We start from the raw sequence: 19956 nt of genomic DNA, 5'->3' as shown, positions 1-19956 counted from the left end.
TAAAAAGAGCGGTTTTTACCGCTCTTTTTTTGATTTTAAATAATTAAAATTTAAATGACACACCGGCATAAGTAGAAAAACCTTCACCTGGCGAAGATCGCGTTACATCAGCACCTTGATCATTTAAACCAGGAATCACGACCGCAGCATATTTTTCATCGGTGATATTTTTAAAGTTGATCCAGGTTTTCCATGATTGATGCTCTGGCGCATAACCCAGGTCAATGCCCCAGATCTGATAGTCGTCACTAAATCGGCTATTGGCATAATCATGCGCCATTTTGGATACATATTCAGTATTCAGACCAATATAGAGGCCATTATTCAAGGCATAACTCAGTTGAGCCTGATAAAGATGTTTAGGGATTCCCGGTAACTGGTTTTTGCCAAACAATGGATCATTTTTGTACTGAAAATCGCTAAGGGTATAAGCCTGTTGCAGACGCAGTTCGCCATATTCGGATTCATGCAATGGCGTATCCAGACTTAGCTCCACCCCTTGATGAATCGTTGGCGTGGCATTTGATTCAACAGCAATGGGCTCTGAAGGTCGATTCGATCCATCTTCATAGGTTTTAATCATTTCAGAGGTTAACAGTTCATTTTTCACTTTGGAATAATAGTAGCTCAGTGCCCAGTCTCCAAAGACTGATTGTCCACGTCCACCCAGTTCAAAGCTATTGGCGGTTTGCGTGTCCAAATAGATGGGCGCGCGCACCCGGCCTGAAGCGACACCACTGTCAAAATAATACGGTGAAGACCAAGCCATTGCCCAAGGATGTGCTGGCTCAATGCTGCGGCTTAAATTGGCAAACCATTGCACAGACTCATTCGGCTGATAGGTCAAACCAAGTCGTGGTGCAAAATTCCATTCATAACGGCTGACTTCAGGACTCGCCACAGGATAAGTTACTTCACTTTCCCGATGGGTATACACCGCTGCCAGTCCCAAATCTAATTTGAACTGATCATTTAATGTGGTTTCCTGATCAAATTGCAGGACGTTGTCTGAACCGCGATAGGTATAACGGCGGGTAACGGTATCTGCCGGATACAAAGTTCCATCAATAGTCGTATCACGTCGGATGGTTTCCGTTACACCACTGTCCGGACGATGAGTCGTGCTGCGCAAGGCAATACGCCCCTGATGCTCCAGACCTAGAAACTGGTAAGGTTTTTCATACTGGAAGCGCGCTGTAATATCTTCATAATCGACATTGGTACGATAACTGCTTTCACGTAAATCCAGCGGATAATGATGATAAGCCAGACTGCCAGTCAGTTTTGCATAATCCTGTAAATTCCAGGTCGTGGTATTGGCCAGCCAAGTACTGCCCGGCTGAATCCGTTTGGCATCTACCGCTAAATTAAAGCTATTCGCTGCTTCAGGATCATTTTTGAGCTGTTCTTGTGTAATCCGTCCTGGAGTTAAATGCTTGCTCTCACGGTAACGAGCATAAAAACGGGTTTCGATATCCGGACTGATCTGATAGCCCAAATTAAAAGCCAGACCCTTACCATCGCCTTCAGCATGATCCTGAATTCCATCAAACTGGGTACTCGTCAGCGCCAGATAATAATCCATCTGATCCAGCTTTCGGCCGGTACTAAACTGATATTTTTGATAACCATGGCTGCCCATTTCATATTTGAGTTCAGAGCCATCCTGATCTGCGCCGGTCTTGGATTTGTAATTGATTGTTCCACCTAATGCCAGTCCACCCTGTTTAAAGCCATTGGCTCCGCGATAAACCCCGACATGATCAATCCACCAGGGTTCTAGCAGTTCATACGCTGTGCCGCCCGGTCCGGTAAATGGAATATCGTCAATCAGGACGTGCGTACCGGATGCGTGTGCACCTGAAGTCCGGTTGATTCCTGAACCACGGATTGAGACTTTTGCACCTTCATTTCCTGCAGACTGGGCATAAATTCCTGGCTGTAAACGGAACACATCGGCTGTGGTCGCAAGTCGCTGCTGTTCTAACTGCTGCTCGCCAATAAAATTCGTTCCTCCTGAAACCTGAGCCAGCTCTTTCTGATATTGCTGCTGCGGATTGGCATTTTGCTCAGCGCTGATCACAATGGTATTCAGCTGTTGAACGTTGCCCGGTTCTACGGCAGTTTCAGCATAAAGATGACCTGAGACAATCGACAGAATCATGAGGCTCAGCGGGCTTTTCTTGAGAGGAATTTTTGTCATGTGCATGGCGATTTTATACAGTCCTGTATAAGTGATTCCGTTTTATGAGAGGAAATCAGTTTAAAAATTATGCTGTAGCATAGATCAACATTGTTATTTTCAGGAGTTATTTTCTGCCAAAAAATTGACTGATCAGCGTATTTTTTTTCATTTTATTTAATCTTTTTATTAAGAATCAACTTGCAAGATCAAAACTACATCCTCACAAGTTCCAAGAACTTAATTTTTAAGTAACTGATATTTAATAATATGTAATTTAATTCTGCACAGATGTATTTCCACTTGGCAAAATGTGATAAGTAGAAAAATTTATAATCAACTAAACCAGTTCTTTAATTTCGAAAGTTGGCCGAAGTTGTATATTTTCTGATTTAAAGTAGACAAGATTAACCTCGTCACCTTATAGAAAAATTGAAATCCTTGAGAGAAAAACAATCAATTTTTAAAAATCCTGACGATGCAGGATTTTTAAAAATAACGGACTAAATATATTTAACTATTCGCAAATTAGCTGTAATAGACCTGTCTTTTCTTGGAAAACCGATCCAGCTGTTTCAAGAAGCCTTCAAAATAATCTTTCTGCTTTTCTTCTGTGCGATAGCCGGCGTATAAAGTTCGACGTAAGCCTTCAGGCGCCACGCAGTCTAAACGGCGTGATGTCACCCAGCCTTTCTGCTCATATTCATTGACCACCCAATCAGGTAATGCACCAATCCCGCGACCACTTGCCACCAGCTGAATCAGCATTTGGGTCAAGTCGGTGGTACGAATGGCTTTGGGTAGAATATTAGCGGGAATAAACAAACGCGACATGATGTCCAAACGGTGTTTATCCACCGGATAAGTCACCAGCGTTTCTTCAGCAAGTTCCTGAACAGTAATCTCTTTCGCACGTACCAGTGGGTGGGTATTGGATAAAACCAAGCGTGATTCGTATTCGAAAATCGGGAAATATTCAATGCCTTTGAGCGCAATCGGATCAGCCGTAATTAAAAGATCAAATTCTCCGGTTTGCAATAATTCATGCGGATTCGATTCGAAACCTGAAGCAAAGTCCAGATCTACATCCGGATATTGCATCCGGTATTGATTGAGTAGCGGCATCAACCAGTCAAAACAGCTATGACATTCAGAGGAGAAAACAATTCGTCCGGTCTGACCATGCACAATACGACTGATATCACTCTGTGCAATTTGAACTTGCGGTAATATTTCATCTGCCAGTTTTAGCAACCGCGCCCCAACATTTGAAAAACTGACGGGACGACTACGCCGATTGACCACTTCGACGCCAAACCATTGGTCGAGTTCACGTAGCTGATGTGACAAGGCCGATGGGGTTAAACATAAATCACTTGCTGCTGCAACCAGAGAACCATGTTCCCGCAGAGCAGTTAAAGTTCTTAAATGGCGAAGTTCTATCATGGAAAATACCAGAAATTTCAAAAGACGGATGACACTTGATCTGTCTTAAGCATAACCGATTTTCTTTTATTAATTTAGTTTTTTTCATTTTTAGATTAAATTAATGAGATGTGCTCACTTAGAGGTTCAATAAGTTAAAATTCCTATTCTCTTAATTTTTATTAATTTAATTTTCTTAGTTAATTTAAACATTATTAAAATAATCCATAAAATATCGCTTAAAACTTAAAACTTAAAACTTAAAACTTAAAACTTAAAACAGCAACAAGATAGAAAACTAACTCAGGCATAAAAGTTACAGAATAATTTTGCTGCACTCATACAATAAAAATTAGAAAGTATTTTAGAGGATGAAAGACTATGTCGGATCCAATCGATCGAAATGATGAAGAACTAACTGAAGAACAACTTGATCCTCAAGAAAAACAGGATCGTGAGATCCAGCGAGGTCAATTAGGCCTTCATGATCCACAGAGACAACGTGATCAGCTGCGTCAGGAAAGACAGGATGAGGAACAAATTCAGTAATTTTCCCTGAGATGCAAAATAAAAAACTCCCCATTCTTAAAATAGATGGGGAGTTTTTTTTCAGTATTAAAAAGTTAGGGACTAGTTTTTCGCATCACCACATCTTATACATCTGATCTAATCTGAACAGCTCACCTTCTTGGATGAGTGCTATTTTACTATTTCGTTTCTGTAGAGGCTTTTGCTTGTAGGGACTGCGCTTGTATTTCTGCCGTTTTTTTCTTGGCCTGAATTTGTGCCGCTATTTCCTGATTTTTCTCAGCAAAACGCAAGCCACCATCTCCGGCGAGACTGGTTTGGCTCATCACCATGCTGCTGCTCAAGATTAAAATCAGCTTAAAAAATTGAATTTTCATGTCTCATCTGCCTTTTTATTCTAATGGTATTAAAAATAAGCAATTATTATTCCAATGTTTTTATGCTTACTTAGATTTTAACTGCACTTTCTATTTTATAGGGATAATCTTCGAAAACACAGAGTCAATCATCGTAAAAATAGAAAAATCTGCAATAAGAATAAATAGATATTTTGACTACATCTCAGCTCAAATCACATCTGATTTTTTACTTCAGTCAAAAAAAATCGTTCAACAGCTTATTTGGATTATTTTCATTGGCTAAAATATAGTGCAAACACCCAGAGCAATAACAAAAAAAGAATCGCTGTGCAGGATTTCCAGAAAGTGACTGGATGCTTTTCAAGCATAGGGCGTGAAACTGATTTTTTAAATTTGATATCTGGGTGTTTCAGATCATATATAAAGGCTGAAAGTGCTTCATAGCGCTGCTCCGGGCGAATGGAAAGCGCTTTTTTAAAGATTGCGTCCAAGCCATGTGGCAGATCCGGTCGATACTCATAGAGAGGATGATATCGAACCTGCTTTAAGGCCTTTTCGGTCTTGCAGCGCGCGAGGTCCGTCCCATAAGGCAACTGTCGGGTTAATAAATAATAACTCATCACCGCCAGCGAGAACTGATCTGATTTTACTGAGGGTGAGCGTCCAATAAAATACTCAGGTGCCATAAAGGCCAAGGTTCCCAAAGGAACATCTGCGTGTTTGGGATTCAGTTCAACTAGACCTCTGACCGCAGTCGATCCATAATCAATCAGTTTCACTTTCAAGGTATCGGCTGGTTCGAGCAGCATGACATTTTCTGGTCGTACATCCTGGTGCAGCATTTCAAGACGGTGCATGGCATTCAATGCTTTGGCCACCTGCTCAATGATCGGAAGCAACTGCTGTAAAGTTAAAGCAGTTTTATGACGGTGCAGCCATCGGTTTAGGCTTTCCCCTTGTAAATATTCATAACTTTGAAATAAAAACTTCTTGCTGCCCTTATGTGGATAGCATTGCAGCAGATTTTCATGTTTTAAGCGTTTCGATACCCAGTCTTCCAGCTGAAATTGTTCTACGGCTTTGAGATCATCCTGCACATCGACAGACAAGGTTTTAATGACCAACTGATTTTGTGTCGCTTCATCATGCGCCAAATAGAGGCTGCTGCGATGATTTTGGTGCAGGATTTTATCAATCCGATAACCTTCAAACAGATCACCATGACTTAGCTGTTGTGGAAATAAAACATGACTTTTAATCTGGAAGTATTTTTCCTCTGGTAGTTGATCCACTTTAATGATTTGAATGGTGAGATTGTCATCACTGCCCCGTTTAAAGGCTAGCTCGACTATAGACTTGGCAATGATATCCAGATGTTGTTGCTGTTGCAGCATCTCCGATATGAGCTGCATATCAATAAACTCATAGACTCCATCTGTCATCAAGATAAAGAAATCATCTTCACATAATTCAAGCTGCTGATAATCGACGTCGATACGATGGTCGGCACCCAGTGCACGACTTAAATAATGTTCTGTTGATGACAGGCAAATACGGTGATCAGCCGTCAACTGTTCAATGACTTGTGCCTGAATGCGATAAATCCGGCTGTCGCCAGCATGAAAGATATGTGCCCTATTTTGTTTCAAAATCAGTGCACTAAAGGTGCAGACATAACCCTGATCTTTATCAAAACGCCCGCGGCTCTGCTGGGTTTGTGCATAGAGCCAGGAGTTGGTCGCACGAATGACCCGTGCCGCTGAAGTTTGGGTACTCCATGCATCTGAAGTCGAATAATAATCCGATAGAAAACTGCTGACAGCAGTTTCTGCTGCAATATGACTGACATTGCTGCTGCTGATTCCGTCTGCAATTGCACAGGCAATGCCCTTACTGCTAAGCGCATGGCCTTCCGGAATATAGACCCCATGAAAGTCCTGATTCTGTGTTTTGATTCCAGCGGAAGAATATTGCCCAATGCTGATCTTTAATTTTTTATTCATTTTAAATACTCAAAAAGGGATCGAATTGATCCCTTTAATCTCAAGGCATAAATCATCATGCTCAGATTAGAATTCTTTTTTATCGCCAGTACGTACATGCGTGGTATAGAGCGCCAGACCTGTCAGTGCCAGACCACCCACCAGATTCCCCAGTGCCACCGGTAATTCATTCCACAAGAAATAGTCTGTAATCGAGAAATCACCGCCCATCATCATGGCAAATGGGAAGAGGAACATATTTACTACTGAATGCTCAAAGCCCATGGCGAAAAACAGCATGATTGGCATCCACATCGCGATGAATTTGCCACTGACCGTGGTTGACATCATGGCACCAATTACACCGAGTGATACCATCCAGTTACACAGCATGCCGCGGATAAAAATCGTCATCCAGCCAGCAAAACCATATTCGGCATAGCCCAAAGTCCGGTCTTCCCCAATATGGGCGATTTTCACCCCGACCGCATTCGGTTCAGCGGCGAAACCCATGGTATAGACTGCGGCCATCAACACTGCCACGGTTAAACATCCGGCAAAGTTACCTAAAAAAACCAGTCCCCAGTTTTTTAAAATACGTGACCACGTTACCCCAGGACGTTTGTCTAACCAGGCTAATGGAGTCAATACAAATACCCCGGTCAGCAGGTCATAGCCTAATAGATATAACATGCAGAAACCGACTGGAAATAGCAGCGCACCGATCAGTGGCACCCCTGTTTGTACCGCAATCGTCACGGCAAATACTGCTGCCAGTGCCAGAATTGCACCTGCCATAAACGCACGAATTAAAACATCACGCGTTGCCATATGAAGTTTTGCCTCACCGGCATCGACCACTTTTTTTGCAAACTCTGCAGGAGCAAGATAAGCCATATTTTTATCCCCTTTATATAAATTACTTGCCTGTTTGCAAATAAAAAACGCCTAAGGTCTATTTCAACCCTAGGCGTCTTTGCCTTGCATTATTCAAACAGATCAATTGTGTTATGGCGCCGTTGCCATATTTAATATAGATTAAAGCAAATAGCATGCCATTTATTTTAAATGGCTAATAAAAATCCTATAAATTATTTTAAAATTTCATCCTTATAATTATATTGGCACAATCTCTGCATTATCTATAGCGGTCATTTTTTAAATATAGCTATTGGAGAAGATTATGATTAGCCATCGTCAACAAGTGACAGACATGATTATTTCAGCGAAAGTTTTAAAGTCTATCAAATGGGCAGATGTCGCTGAAACAATAGGCCTTTCTAAAGAATGGGTGACAGCCGCATGTTTGGGTCAGATGGCTTTTAATAAAGAACAGGCAGAAAAAATTGGTGAAATATTTGGATTGACTGATGAAGCCATCGCCTGGTTGCAAATCGTACCCTATAAAGGTTCTCTGCCAACTAGCGTGCCGACAGATCCGCTGATTTATCGCTGGTATGAGGTTGTCAGCGTCTATGGTATGACTATTAAAGAACTGATCCATGAAGAATTTGGTGATGGAATTATGAGTGCAATTGATTTCAATATGGATATTCAACGTGAGAATAATCCAAACGGAGATCGGGTGAATGTCGTATTATCCGGAAAGTTTTTAACTTATAAAACTTATTAATCCTCCACCATAAGCATAAAAGCCATTATTAAAATGGCTTTTATTTTATGTACACTTATTAAATTCATTTATTTTTTTAAAAATCATTATTAAAATATATATAATTTTTTCATCTCAAATTAAACATATAAACTATAAATGATTTTAATTTTATTCGATAAATTCAACCATTCTGTACTTTTTAAATAAAATTTTCCTATCCTGAATATATAGCTCATCATTTTATTATTGCGTTAGCAAAAACAACAAAAAGGATATTGCTATCCTTTTTGTCAATTCATTTTATATCAGGGCGTGTTGTGTTATTGCTGTACTTCCGCCAGATGACGTTCAGTCACGGCCTGTTCATATAAACGCTGTTCTTTTTCTTTATGCTCGACAGAGAAACGGATCATCAACACACAACTTGCAGCAATCACCACCAAGCCACCCAGTACCATCAAAGTGGTTTGAATATCCAGCATCCCTTTTAACAGGAACCCCGCAGCCACCGCGCCGACATTGCCACCTGCTCCAATAATACCAGCCACACCACCCAAGGCATCACGGTCGATAAAGGGTACCAGTGCATAGGTAGCGCCACATGCCATATGAGTAAACAAGGCAAAGACGGTCATTGCCATGATCGCCAAGGTCGCGCTATTCATTTGTGAGAATAGAATAAGAAATAGACCTTCCAGCATGATCAAAGCAAACAGGACTTTGGTTCGGCCATCCAGACCTTTTCGAATCGCGACTTTGTCTGAAACAATACCGCCCAAGGCACGGGCAAACAATGCCAGTAAACCAAAAATTCCGGCAGCCATGCCTGCCTCTTTTAAGCCAAACTGAAAGTTGTCGACAAAGTACAAGGCAATAATATTATGGATGAAAATTTCAATACCAAAACAGGCTGCGTAAGCCCCAAATAGAATCCACACACGGTAGTTACGTGCGGCATGCATCAGAATGGCAAGACCACCTTTTTTATCGCTACCGACAGAAATACCTTGAGCACGGAGTTCTTTAAAATTACCTTGTGGACAGTCTTGGGTGAATTTCCAGTACAGTACACCGACAATGATCATCAGAATACCCGGAACCAGAAGTGCAATTCTCCATCCCATTGCCTGTTCTACACCGAACATTACCAAAGCAGCCAGCATTAAAGGCATCAGGGCTTGAGTCGCACCGCCACCGGCATTCCCCCAGCCTGCTGTAGTCGCATTTGCCGTTCCCACGACATTCGGCGCAAACATGATACTGGTATGATATTGAGTGATGACAAAACTGGCACCGATGGCGCCAATCAATAAACGGAAAAACAAGAAAGATTCATAACTGTTGGCCGACGCCACACCAAACACCGGAATACTGCCAATAATCAGTAAGGCGGTATAGGTTTTACGCGGACCGTATTTATCACACAATGGCCCTACGATCAGACGCACCAGAATGGTAATGGCGACTGCGGCAATATTGATATTGGCGATCTGCTCTTTGGTCAGGCTGAATTCACCGGCAATGACGGGCATTAAAGGTGCACAGGCAAACCATGCAAAAAAACAGACAAAAAAAGCGAGCCAACTCATATGGAAGGCCCGCATCGCTGAACTACTGAAGTTAAATAGACTTATTTTTGTTGCTTTATTGAGACTTGTATTTGAAGACATAGCCATTTCCTTACCAGAACTGAACGTATTTAAGTCACTGTGATGCCGAGGCATATCAGTAACGATCAGAACGGACGTCATTGGCCGTCATACAAATGTTGAGTCTTCTTTGACTTTAATCAGATATATGCATAGGTCATGCCAGATTATTTTTAACATAAAATAAACTATTCTTTTATATAAAATAATTTTTATTTCACTTTCAAATTTAGACTTTTCTTTCTTAAAAATAGAGAGAAAAATAGATATCTTCTGAGAAATTATGAGCAAAACAGCGATAGGATGACCTGCCCGGAGTCATTGCTGGTTTAAATCGGTGCAGGGCTGGATCAAATAATTTTTCCCTTTTCAAAATGCAGCAGTTGTGCCTGTAAATACGCCACTTCATCTACATGATGAGTCACATAAATCATGGGTAAATCTGTTTGATGAATCACAATTTTCAGAAAAGGTAAAATCTGGTTTTTCAGCTTTTGATCCAGTCCATTTAAAGGCTCATCCAAAAGTAATAGGTCGGGAGAAGATAAAAGTGCACGACCGATAGAAACGCGCTGTGCCTGTCCACCAGAAAGCTGATGCGCCCGATGCCGAAGCAGAGCCTTTAATTCGAGTAGCTCCACAATGTCTTCAAACATAAATTTCTGCTGACCTTTATTTTTTATATTTAGCTGTTCTGCATATTTTAAATTCTGCATGACATTCAGATGCGGAAACAGCAAGGCTTGCTGAAAAATCAGGGCAATTTTTCTTTGATGAACAGGAATATTCAGTTTCTGCTGATGATCAAATAATATTTTTTGCTGGAAATGAATAAAGCCTTGTGAAGGTCTTAATAGCCCTGCAATATTTTTTAAAAAGGTGCTTTTTCCACTTCCTGATGCTCCGACGATACCAATCAACTGCGTCTGCATATCCAGACTGGCCTGTAGCTGGAAATTTGCGTAATTAAACTGAAAATCACACTTCAGCATCTTAGCCCTCCAATTTACGTTGATACTTCTGCATGATCCAGTAATTTGCAATCAAGGCTGAAAAAGCCAGAATCAGAGATAAAATGACCAAACGCATAGCCATACTTTCTCCATCAGGCTGTTGTAACAGGCTATAAATGGCGATGGGAATCGTGCGGGTTTCTTCTGGAATATTGCCAACAAAGGTAATGGTGGCACCAAATTCTCCCAGACTGCGGCTGAAACATAAAATGCTACCGATTAAAATTCCAGGCAAAGCCAGAGGCAGGCTAATGCTACAGAATACCCGCCATGGTGCAGCGCCTAGAGATCCTGCCACCTGTTCTAATTGCCGGTTGATCATTTGAAAAGACAAACGAATCGGTTGTACCATTAAAGGAAATGCCACAATGATTGCTGCCAGTACCGCACCTTTCCAGTTAAATATCAGCTGAATTCCCCATGCATGCAGATATTGCCCTAACATCCCCTGATGACCAAACAGCAGGAGCAGAAGATACCCCAGTACCACCGGCGGTAGCACCATGGGCATCTGCAATATCGCCTCTACAAGAAATTTGGCCCTGAATTCATAACGCGCCAGTAACCATGCTACGGCGATAGCAAATGGCAGACACACCGCTGTGGCAAAGCCCGCTACTTTGGCTGAAAGCGCTAAGGCACTCAGTTCTTCTGGTGTAAGCATGAGCAGTTAGCCTACCTTAAGCTTAAAACCATATTTCTGGAAAATCTGCCTGGCCCTTGGACTCGTCTGGATAAATTCAGAAAATTGGACTGCTGCCTGATTTTTCTGGCCCTGCCGGGTTAAAGCGATTGGATACACAATCGGACGATGTGTACTGGCTGGAAATACTCCTGAAATTTTAACTTTTTTACTCATCAAGGCATCAGTTCTATACACAATGCCGACCTGACATTCGCCACGTTCTACAAAAGCCAAGGTTGAACGAACGCTATCCGTACCGACTATTCTGCCCCGAAGCGGATTCAACCACCCTAGCCGGGTTAAGCTTTGCTTGGCATATTTTCCGGCAGGCACCGATTCCATTTGTCCGGTACATAGATAGCCTTGAAAGGCTTTAGCAAGATTAAAGTCGGCTGACATTTTAAAATGATTTTTTTGCTGAATAGGACTAATCAATACGAGTTCATTCAAAAGCAAAGGTCGAATCTGACCGATCTGAATTTTTTGTTTCTTGATCAGATCATTCATCCAGTCCAGGTCTGCAGAGAAAAATAGATCATTGCTGGCTCCCGCCGCAATTTGTTTCGCCAATACCGAAGACGCAGCAAAAACCGGAACGATCTGGATGTCCCGATGCTGTTGCTCATATAGTCTGGAAATATCAGTAATCGCATTGGTCAGGCTGGCTGCGGCATATATTTTAACTGTTTCGGCATACAGCATGGGGCTAGTCAACAGCACGCCAGTGAGTAGAACTTTGAATAAATCCATCTTTCTCATTCTATGTGATTCGAATATTGAGAATTGCGACAGGCATTTCAAATCAGTAAACCTTGTACCACATGCCCGGCTTGGATTTCTGTTGCTGCCGGAATACGTACCAGACAATTGGCCTGCATCAGATTACTCAACATATGCGACTGCTGTTTCGCCAGGCTTTTGAGCTTTAAAGTACCCTGATCAAATTCTGCAGCCATTCTTAAAAAACGTTCACGTGCATCCGCTTTCAAATCATATGTCATTACCGCACTAAGCCATGCAGGTGACTGCTTTTGCCCTTGTAAGGCATTCAGTAAAGTTGCCGTATAGATTTGCATCCCGACATACACAGCAGCCGGATTTCCCGGCAAACCCAAGAGATAACAGTAACCTTGATCATCTCGACGATACTTGGCAAATAACATCGGTTTTCCGGGCTTCTGCTTCACTTTCCAGAAAATCTGCTCAAAACCTTGCTCCAGGGCAACAGGACGAATGAAATCATAATCACCCACCGAAACCCCGCCTGTGGTCAATATGAAGTCGTATTGGTTTTTAAGACGATGTATTAACGTTTGCAGCTCATACTCATTATCTGAAACATGCAGAATATCTACGTTTTGACCCTGTGATTGAAACCAGGCCTGAATCAGTGGAGCATTGGCGTCAAAGATTTTTCCGGAATTCAGGTCTTCAATGCTGGAAGCGACTTCATCTCCAGTAATCACAACAGCAATTTTAGGATAACGATAGACTGAAACCTGCTTTACGCCTGCCATGCTCAAAGCTGCAATTGCACCTACATGCAGTTTTTGACCTGCATCTGCCAGACGCTGCCCTTGTGCGATTTCCTCGCCTGCATCACGTATATCCGTATGAGGCTTTAGGTCTGTTGTAATAATGATTTGATTGGCATGGCATTTGACAATTTCCTGACGGGCGACCGTTGTAGTTCCTGCTGGAATCCTGGCACCGGTAAAAATCCGGACCGCCTGACCTGGCCGCAGTTCAATTTCAGTACTTTGCCCTGCCCGAATCTCTCCAATGAGTTCAAAAGTGCTGTGAGCACTAACATTTTCTGCACTACAAAGCGCGTAGCCATCTACAGCACTTTGTGAAAACAGCGGCAATGGAATAGCCGAATCAATCGCTTTTGCCAGATAGCGATTCAGAGTCTGAACAAGCGGCAGGCTTTCAGTTGCCAAGACATTCGTCTGCTCAAGTATCATCTGTAGTGCCTGATCAACAGAAATCAGTCCCGGCTCAGCACCGCAGGCTGAATGCGATATTGCCTGATTCATTGATAGCCCCCCGCATGTGGGATATTTTTTTGCACATCAAACAAGTGCACCAAAGCCGGAAGTACCGCGATCAGAGATTCTTTCGCACCCTGACGACTTCCCGGTAGGGTCATCACCAGACTGTTCTCAATATAGCCAGCCACGCCACGACTTAATGCTGCATAAGGGGTACGTTTTTGCCCAAAACTACGTGAAGCTTCCATTAAACCGGGAATTTCCCGTTGCAGCAAAGGTTGTAGGGTTTCGACGGTCAGGTCTTTAGGACCTAAGCCAGTACCGCCCACAGTTAGAATCAGCGGATACTGATTTTTCTGCTGTTCAATCAGGGTCAAGAGCTGTTCTGGGCTATCGGGAATAACCTGATAACTAATAGAATCAAAATTGGCTTCTTTTAAAATTTCCATTACGTTTTGTCCGGCAGTGTCCGGCTTTTTGCCTGCTGCAACCGTATCGGACAGCACAATAACCGAAGCGGACAGACTCTCTTTAAGTACGCGGGTAAAATGTGATTTTCCGCCTTTTTTCTGCTGCAACCTGCATTGATCCAGCGACAAATCTTCCGGTTCACAATGCGGCTTCAGCATGTCATACAAGGTCAGACCTGCCAGACTGACCGCTGTCAAAGCTTCCATTTCCACACCAGTTGGTCCAATGGTTTCAACAGTAGCAATAATTTCGACATGTGCATCACACAGTTCATATTCCACATCGGCACGATAAATCGGTAATGGATGGCACAATGGAATCAGCTCATCGGTCCGTTTGGCACCTAGAATGCCGGCAATGCGTGCTGTTTTCAGGGCATCACCTTTTTCAGTATTGCCATTACGTAGCAGCTCAATGCAATGTGGCGGTGCATGCAGGATTCCAGTGGCAATTGCTGTACGGTAACTTTCTGCTTTCATCCCTACATTTTTCATGATTCATCCCAGGCTAATTTTTAAAATCTGTTTTAAAGTGATTCATCTTATGCATCCTCATTGGACGCATTTAATTAGATGGTGATTGGCAAGCGTGTTCTGCTACATGGTGATGGTGACAATGCGCTTCTTCTGCATGATGAGAGTGATTAGTTTCAGGTCCATGATCTTTTCGAATACAACAGCCTTCCACATACTGGCTGCTACCATCCAGATAAAACTCTTCTTTCCAGACCGGAACCTCATGCTTCACCCGTTCCACAGCTTCCTCACAGGCAGCGAAGGCCTCACGACGATGGGCCGCATAAGCCATAGCAATAATGGCTGTTTCCCCAACCTCCAGCTCACCAATACGGTGCACTACCCGCACATAAGACACCTGGTATTTGATCTGGATCTGCTGTTCAATTTCACGAATCATTTTTTCAGCCACAGGCGCATAGGCGGTATATTTCAGGGCACGCACAGCTTTCCCCTGATGATGGTTACGTACTGTTCCGACAAAGATGCCGATTCCACCACATTCCGGAAAATGCTGGATACCATCAAAATCCTCCAGACTAAAAGCAGTCTGCTGGATTCGGGCAAATTGTTTTAGTGACTTGAGTTGCATCTCAGCCTCCTGCTACCGGCGATAACAGCACCAGCGTACTGTCACGATTTAAAACATTCTGTCTGGAAATAATGTCTTCACCGATTGCACAGGCACAACGTTCCAGCATGGGCTGTATATCGGGATAGAGGGATAGCAACTGGTTCAGGACTTCAGAAACATGAATTTCAGACTCGCATTGCAAATTTAAATCTGCGGGAATTTGTCGTTCAATCGCACCGAAGGCTTCTATTTTGATATGAATTAATTTTTGCTGAGTGAGTGACATATTTACCCTCCAATGCTGTGCATGCTGATTTTTCGGATCGGCTTTTGTATTGGTGATTGCTGGATCGCATGGAAGCCGGCCTCTTTATGCCAGATATAAGCGTGGAGCTTGTGCTGAAATGTCTGTGTGGCGAAATGATCCAGCGCCAGTTGTTCGATATCTGCCTTAAGGTTCAGGCCTTGTCTGGCAAATAAACAGTTATAAAATTCACCTTGGGCATTGAGGCGCAGACGGTCACAATCACTGCAAAATGAATGGGTAATGGTGGAAATAATCCCCAAAGGCTGCCCATTGACCAAATAGCCACGGGCTGGATTGGCGCCTTGTCCTTGAGATACCTGGACATCAAATTCAGTTTTCAGTTGATCCAGGATATCCTGCTCACTGATGACATCAGACGGATTCCATTTCTGATCGCCATCGAGGGGCATAAACTCAATAAAACGCAGTTCTACAGCCTGATACTGTGCCCATTTTACGAGAGGAATAATCTGATTGTCATTGATGCCTTTGATGAGCACACTATTTATCTTGACGGACAACCCTGCCTGCTGCGCGGCAGAAATACCTTGAAGTACAGGCTGTAACTGTTTTTGGGTCAGTTGCTGAAACTGCTTTGGATCAAGACTGTCCAGACTGATATTCAGGTCGTCCAGTCCTGCCTGTTTAAGCGGCTGGGCATAATCTTTTAAATAATGGCCATTGCTGGTCATGGAAATACGTTTAAGGCCAAAGGCTTTCAGCGTCTGTAAGCGGGCAATAAAATGAACGATGCCTTGGCGCATCAACGGTTCGCCCCCCGTCACCCGGATCTGCTCAATCCCGTGTCGCACCATAAACTCGCAAAAAGCATACAGGGCTTCAAAACTGAGCAAATCTTTTTTATTCATCCATTCCGGATGTTCAGGCATGCAATAGCTGCATTTGAAATTACAACGGTCAGTCACCGAGATCCGCAACTTACGTTTCTGGCGTCCAAACTGATCCTGAAAGATACTGCGAGATGCTAAAACTTTCATGCTGTTCATTGCTGCGGTCCATGATGAGATCTGCACGGTTATTTAACAGTCTTGATTTACTGCCCTATTGCTTCACAATGAATGAGCAATAAGTGTTCCAACTTTGCACAAATTTATTTTTAAATAATATTAATGGATAATATTTGTTCTTTTTTAGTCCGAAATTTTGTTCGAAAAATAAAAAAAGCAATATTTTGGTGAGCCAGAATATAATGATTCGGCTTTTAGCATTTTAAACGCTAGAGAAAGTTAAGCTGTTGATGCTGCTGTAGCTCGTCAAATGAATTAATACTGTGGAAAAACAGGGCACGATTTTTAAAACTTGCCCGCTGCATATGCATGTCAGCAAAACAGAGTTTTAAACTGTGCTGATCATTTTCAAGATGTTGTATAAGCGTGGGTAAGCTGCTGCGTTTCATCAGACAGAATGGAAACAATGCCTTTTCATTGATTTCAACTACCGCCACTTCACATAAAGAATGTCGTTGCAGAGCCTGATGTAAACGTGAAATGACCTTTTTGGGAATATAGGTCACGTCACAAGGTACGAACAGCACATAATCAGATTGTACATGTGACCAGGCACTCTTCATGCCCATCAATGGTCCATGAAAACCGGGTTCATCGTCCTGATAAAAGTCGATCGAAGGAATCATCCGTTTATAAATGGAATGATCCCGATGACTATTGACCCAAACTTTGCTTGCCCGGGACTTCAACTGCTGATGGATTTTAATGAGCTGGATTTCATCATCAAATTTGTGCAGCAATTTATTGATGCCATTCATGCGCCGCGCTAAACCTCCGGCCAGGATCACCACATCAGTTTCCGGATAAGACACCGTCTTCATCACTCTTCTTTTCATTCTATGTACTCCGTCTGGCAGGCTTTAATCAGGCCTCTAATTTCTGGCAAACATGAACCACAATTTCCTCCGGCTTTTAGACATGCAGTCACCTGTTTTTCATGCGTGATATTTTTATCTTTAATGGTTTGAATAATTCGGTTCTTGCCGACCTTAAAACAGCTACAGACTAATGGCCCTTCACTATTTCCCATCGACATGGCCTGACCTGCCAGCAATGCTTTACGATGTAATGCACTCAGACGTTCACGTCTAAACAGGCCTGCCACCCAGTCACGATCTGGCAATAATGCCGCCGGTGCGATATAAAAACTGGCAATTAACTGGCCATCCTGAAGCACCACACTATGACTGATATGCGCCGTTTGATCTTCGAGATTCAGCCATTCAAAGCTTTCATCATCAAAGGCTAACAGGCTCTTGATCTGCCCGGTGATGTCAGAAAACCTGCGCCGGTCTGCCAGTTCATAACGGATGGCCTGAGTGGTTTGAATTTTGTTCCACCACACCATATTTTCAATCATGGTCTGGATCTGCTGCTCAAAGCCTTCCCGCACATACAGCACGCCCTGCCACTGGGTATAAAATGGCTGGATCATCACTGGAGTATGCTTAAACTCTGGCTCGCCGGAAATCGGGTCAACCACCGGATTCACCACTTTGCCAATCCGCGCATCGGACGCAAACTGGTCGTTCCAGTGAATCGGTGCAAAAATCTGGCCACGTCGCATATTTTGTGAAAATTGCACACGGAGTACACAACTTCCCCAAGCCGATTTCACCTCGACCAGCTCGGCATCTTTCAGGCCATATTTTAGCGCATCGTGCGGATGCAGCTCACAATAAGGCTCGGCACGATGCTGGGACAAACTGGCAGATAATCCGGTACGGCTCATGGTGTGCCATTGATCACGAATGCGTCCGGTATTTAGAATCAGAGGATATTCAGCAGAAATAGCATGTACCGGATCGGCTGCAATCGTCGGCACCAATCTGGCTTTGCTATCTACATGACTAAACTGGCCTTGACTAAATAGTTGACCAACCTGATGAAATTCTTGCTTATCCCAAACCGGCCACTGGATCGATGCCAGATTCTGATATTCCGCAAAACCGAGATGAGTTAAACCTTGCAGGTTGAAATAGCGAAAATTGGGTGTATCTGCGCGTTGCGAAAGTGAACTATTCTGATAGGCAGATAAACGGGCGTGTTCCAGAAAAATGTCATGGCTATTGCTAAAGTCAAAACCGCGAAAACCTAAGACCTGAGCCACCCGAGAAATGGCCCACCAGTCTGCTTTGGCTTCACCCGGAGCCGGCAAAAAAGCCTTTTGCCGGGAAATACGGCGCTCCGAATTGGTGACTGTGCCATCTTTTTCGCCCCAACCCAATGCCGGTAACAGTACATCGGCATATTGCGTGGTATCGGTGTCGAGACAAATATCGGAAACGACCACAAATTCACACTTCTCCAGAGCGCGTTTAACCTGATCTGCATCGGGCAAACTCACGATCGGATTGGTGGCCATAATCCAGATGGCCTTGATTTTCCCGCTTTCCACCGCTTTAAATAAATCTACCGCTTTTAATCCGGGCTGCCGGGCGATGACCGGGCTTTGCCAGAAATCCTGCACCAGTTGCTGATGCTGCGGATTATCCAAATCCAGATGACTGGCCAGCATATTGGCCAGCCCACCGACTTCCCGTCCGCCCATCGCATTCGGTTGTCCGGTCATGGAAAAAGGTGCCGAACCGGGTTTGCCTATTTTTCCTGTCAATAAATGACAGTTGATAATGCTATTGGCCTTGTCTACGCCTTGGGAGGATTGGTTTACGCCCATGGAAAACAGGCTCATAATTTTTTCGGTCTGGGCAAATTTTTGAAAAAATAAGATTAATTTTTCAATAGCAATACCGGTACGTCTTGCCACGCTTTCAATCGATGACTCTGTCGAGCTGCTGGCAAGCGCCTGCTCCAGACCTTGGGTATGTTGTGTAACAAAATCCAGATCAGTATAGCCATTTTGCTGAAGATACTGTAACAGGCCATTAAACAGCGCGACATCCTGACCTGGTAAAATAGGTAAGTGTAAATCTGCCGCTTCACAGGTTGCAGTAAAGCGTGGATCAATCACTACCACAAATAAATCCCGCTCTTCCTTGGCTTTCATGATGCGCTGATAAAGCACCGGATGGCACCAGGCGGTATTGGAACCGACCAGAACCACCATTTCTGTCTGCTCAAAATCTGTATAGCTGGCCGGCACCAGATCTTCGCCAAAAGCCCGTTTATGCGCTGCCACAGCAGATGACATGCACAGTCTTGAATTGGTATCAATATTGGCAGTACCGAGATAGCCTTTTACAAACTTGTTCACCACATAATAGTCTTCAGTTAAAAGCTGGCCAGAGACATAAAAGGCGATGCTGTCGCGCCCATACTGATCAATACATTGCTGAAATTTATTGGCAATACTTGAAATGGCATGATCCCAAGTGCTTATTTGCCGCTGTTCTTTTCGACCAGTCATCGGATGCAGAAGTCGGGTTTTTAGACTAAGTGTATCGGCGAGATGACTGCCTTTAATACACAACTTGCCCAAGTTCGCAGGATGCTGAACATCGCCTTCAACCTGAACCTTTTCACCCATAGGGGTTTGGCTTACGTGCGCGATGACACCACAGCCTACTCCACAATAAGGACAGGTCGTCTGAGTGGTTTTTATTTGGGATTCAGTAGAGCTATGTAGTTCCATAACCGGAATACTATTCATTGCTGCTGCGCTCCTTAAT

At 43.3% G+C, this 19956-nt stretch carries 18 protein-coding genes; 2 read left to right on the top strand and 16 right to left on the bottom strand.

Annotated features, from left to right (window positions below):
• Window positions 1-43: 43 nt before the first annotated feature.
• Complete coding sequence (locus MTX11_RS03195) at window positions 44-2209, bottom strand: TonB-dependent receptor family protein (RefSeq protein ID WP_243474335.1); 2166 nt, start codon at window positions 2207-2209, stop codon at window positions 44-46.
• A gap of 501 nt (window positions 2210-2710) precedes the next feature.
• Window positions 2711-3628, bottom strand: coding sequence for a LysR family transcriptional regulator (locus MTX11_RS03190; RefSeq protein ID WP_005100298.1), 918 nt, complete (start codon window positions 3626-3628; stop codon window positions 2711-2713).
• Between the two features lie 360 nt (window positions 3629-3988).
• Between MTX11_RS03190 and MTX11_RS03185 the strand changes: the two genes are divergently transcribed.
• Entirely contained in the window at window positions 3989-4156 is a 168-nt protein-coding gene (locus MTX11_RS03185) for a hypothetical protein (protein WP_243474334.1), read from the top strand.
• 158 nt (window positions 4157-4314) lie between these two features.
• Here MTX11_RS03185 and MTX11_RS03180 read toward each other — a convergent pair whose 3' ends face one another.
• The 3 genes from MTX11_RS03180 to MTX11_RS03170 form a co-directional block, all read right to left on the bottom strand.
• Window positions 4315-4512 (bottom strand): hypothetical protein, encoded by a 198-nt coding sequence (locus tag MTX11_RS03180; RefSeq protein ID WP_004646985.1) that lies wholly within the window; start codon window positions 4510-4512, stop codon window positions 4315-4317.
• A 254-nt stretch (window positions 4513-4766) separates the two neighbouring features.
• Complete coding sequence (locus tag MTX11_RS03175) at window positions 4767-6497, bottom strand: bifunctional protein-serine/threonine kinase/phosphatase (protein WP_005106919.1); 1731 nt, start codon at window positions 6495-6497, stop codon at window positions 4767-4769.
• Between the two features lie 66 nt (window positions 6498-6563).
• On the bottom strand, window positions 6564-7373 hold the full coding sequence (locus tag MTX11_RS03170; RefSeq protein ID WP_004646987.1) for a formate/nitrite transporter family protein: 810 nt from the start codon (window positions 7371-7373) through the stop codon (window positions 6564-6566).
• Between the two features lie 286 nt (window positions 7374-7659).
• Here MTX11_RS03170 and cynS point away from each other — a divergent pair, with 286 nt between their 5' ends.
• Complete coding sequence (gene cynS / locus MTX11_RS03165) at window positions 7660-8109, top strand: cyanase (RefSeq protein ID WP_243474333.1); 450 nt, start codon at window positions 7660-7662, stop codon at window positions 8107-8109.
• Between the two features lie 302 nt (window positions 8110-8411).
• On the opposite strand, the gene MTX11_RS03160 is transcribed toward cynS, so the two are convergent.
• The 11 genes from MTX11_RS03160 to MTX11_RS03110 form a co-directional block, all read right to left on the bottom strand.
• The gene (locus MTX11_RS03160; protein ID WP_243474332.1) at window positions 8412-9761 is read right to left on the bottom strand and encodes an MFS transporter; all 1350 of its coding nucleotides are present in this window, start codon (window positions 9759-9761) and stop codon (window positions 8412-8414) included.
• Window positions 9762-10090: 329 nt separating this feature from the next.
• Entirely contained in the window at window positions 10091-10732 is a 642-nt protein-coding gene (locus MTX11_RS03155) for an ATP-binding cassette domain-containing protein (protein WP_004646991.1), read from the bottom strand.
• Window position 10733: 1 nt separating this feature from the next.
• The gene (gene modB / locus MTX11_RS03150; protein WP_004646992.1) at window positions 10734-11417 is read right to left on the bottom strand and encodes a molybdate ABC transporter permease subunit; all 684 of its coding nucleotides are present in this window, start codon (window positions 11415-11417) and stop codon (window positions 10734-10736) included.
• A gap of 6 nt (window positions 11418-11423) precedes the next feature.
• Window positions 11424-12188, bottom strand: a complete 765-nt coding sequence (gene modA / locus MTX11_RS03145) for a molybdate ABC transporter substrate-binding protein (protein WP_243474331.1) — start codon at window positions 12186-12188, stop codon at window positions 11424-11426.
• 47 nt (window positions 12189-12235) lie between these two features.
• The gene (locus MTX11_RS03140; RefSeq protein WP_243474330.1) at window positions 12236-13477 is read right to left on the bottom strand and encodes a molybdopterin molybdotransferase MoeA; all 1242 of its coding nucleotides are present in this window, start codon (window positions 13475-13477) and stop codon (window positions 12236-12238) included.
• Window positions 13474-14397, bottom strand: a complete 924-nt coding sequence (gene moaCB / locus MTX11_RS03135; protein WP_004646996.1) for a bifunctional molybdenum cofactor biosynthesis protein MoaC/MoaB — start codon at window positions 14395-14397, stop codon at window positions 13474-13476. The genes MTX11_RS03140 and moaCB overlap by 4 nt, the downstream gene beginning before the upstream one ends.
• A 70-nt stretch (window positions 14398-14467) precedes the next feature.
• Window positions 14468-15010 (bottom strand): molybdenum cofactor biosynthesis protein MoaE, encoded by a 543-nt coding sequence (locus tag MTX11_RS03130; RefSeq protein WP_004646997.1) that lies wholly within the window; start codon window positions 15008-15010, stop codon window positions 14468-14470.
• Between the two features lies 1 nt (window position 15011).
• Window positions 15012-15278: a MoaD/ThiS family protein gene (locus MTX11_RS03125; protein WP_004280351.1), complete on the bottom strand. Its 267-nt coding sequence runs from the start codon at window positions 15276-15278 to the stop codon at window positions 15012-15014.
• A 2-nt stretch (window positions 15279-15280) separates the two neighbouring features.
• Window positions 15281-16306 (bottom strand): GTP 3',8-cyclase MoaA, encoded by a 1026-nt coding sequence (moaA, locus tag MTX11_RS03120; RefSeq protein ID WP_005106909.1) that lies wholly within the window; start codon window positions 16304-16306, stop codon window positions 15281-15283.
• Window positions 16307-16536: 230 nt separating this feature from the next.
• Complete coding sequence (gene mobA, locus MTX11_RS03115; protein WP_180191002.1) at window positions 16537-17163, bottom strand: molybdenum cofactor guanylyltransferase; 627 nt, start codon at window positions 17161-17163, stop codon at window positions 16537-16539.
• Complete coding sequence (locus tag MTX11_RS03110) at window positions 17160-19937, bottom strand: nitrate reductase (protein WP_243474329.1); 2778 nt, start codon at window positions 19935-19937, stop codon at window positions 17160-17162. The genes mobA and MTX11_RS03110 overlap by 4 nt, the downstream gene beginning before the upstream one ends.
• Between the last annotated feature and the right edge of the window lie 19 nt (window positions 19938-19956).

This window comes from Acinetobacter lwoffii (genome assembly GCF_022809915.1).
Lineage (GTDB): Bacteria > Pseudomonadota > Gammaproteobacteria > Pseudomonadales > Moraxellaceae > Acinetobacter > Acinetobacter lwoffii_M.
This window is presented reverse-complemented; position numbering and strand designations above follow the sequence as displayed.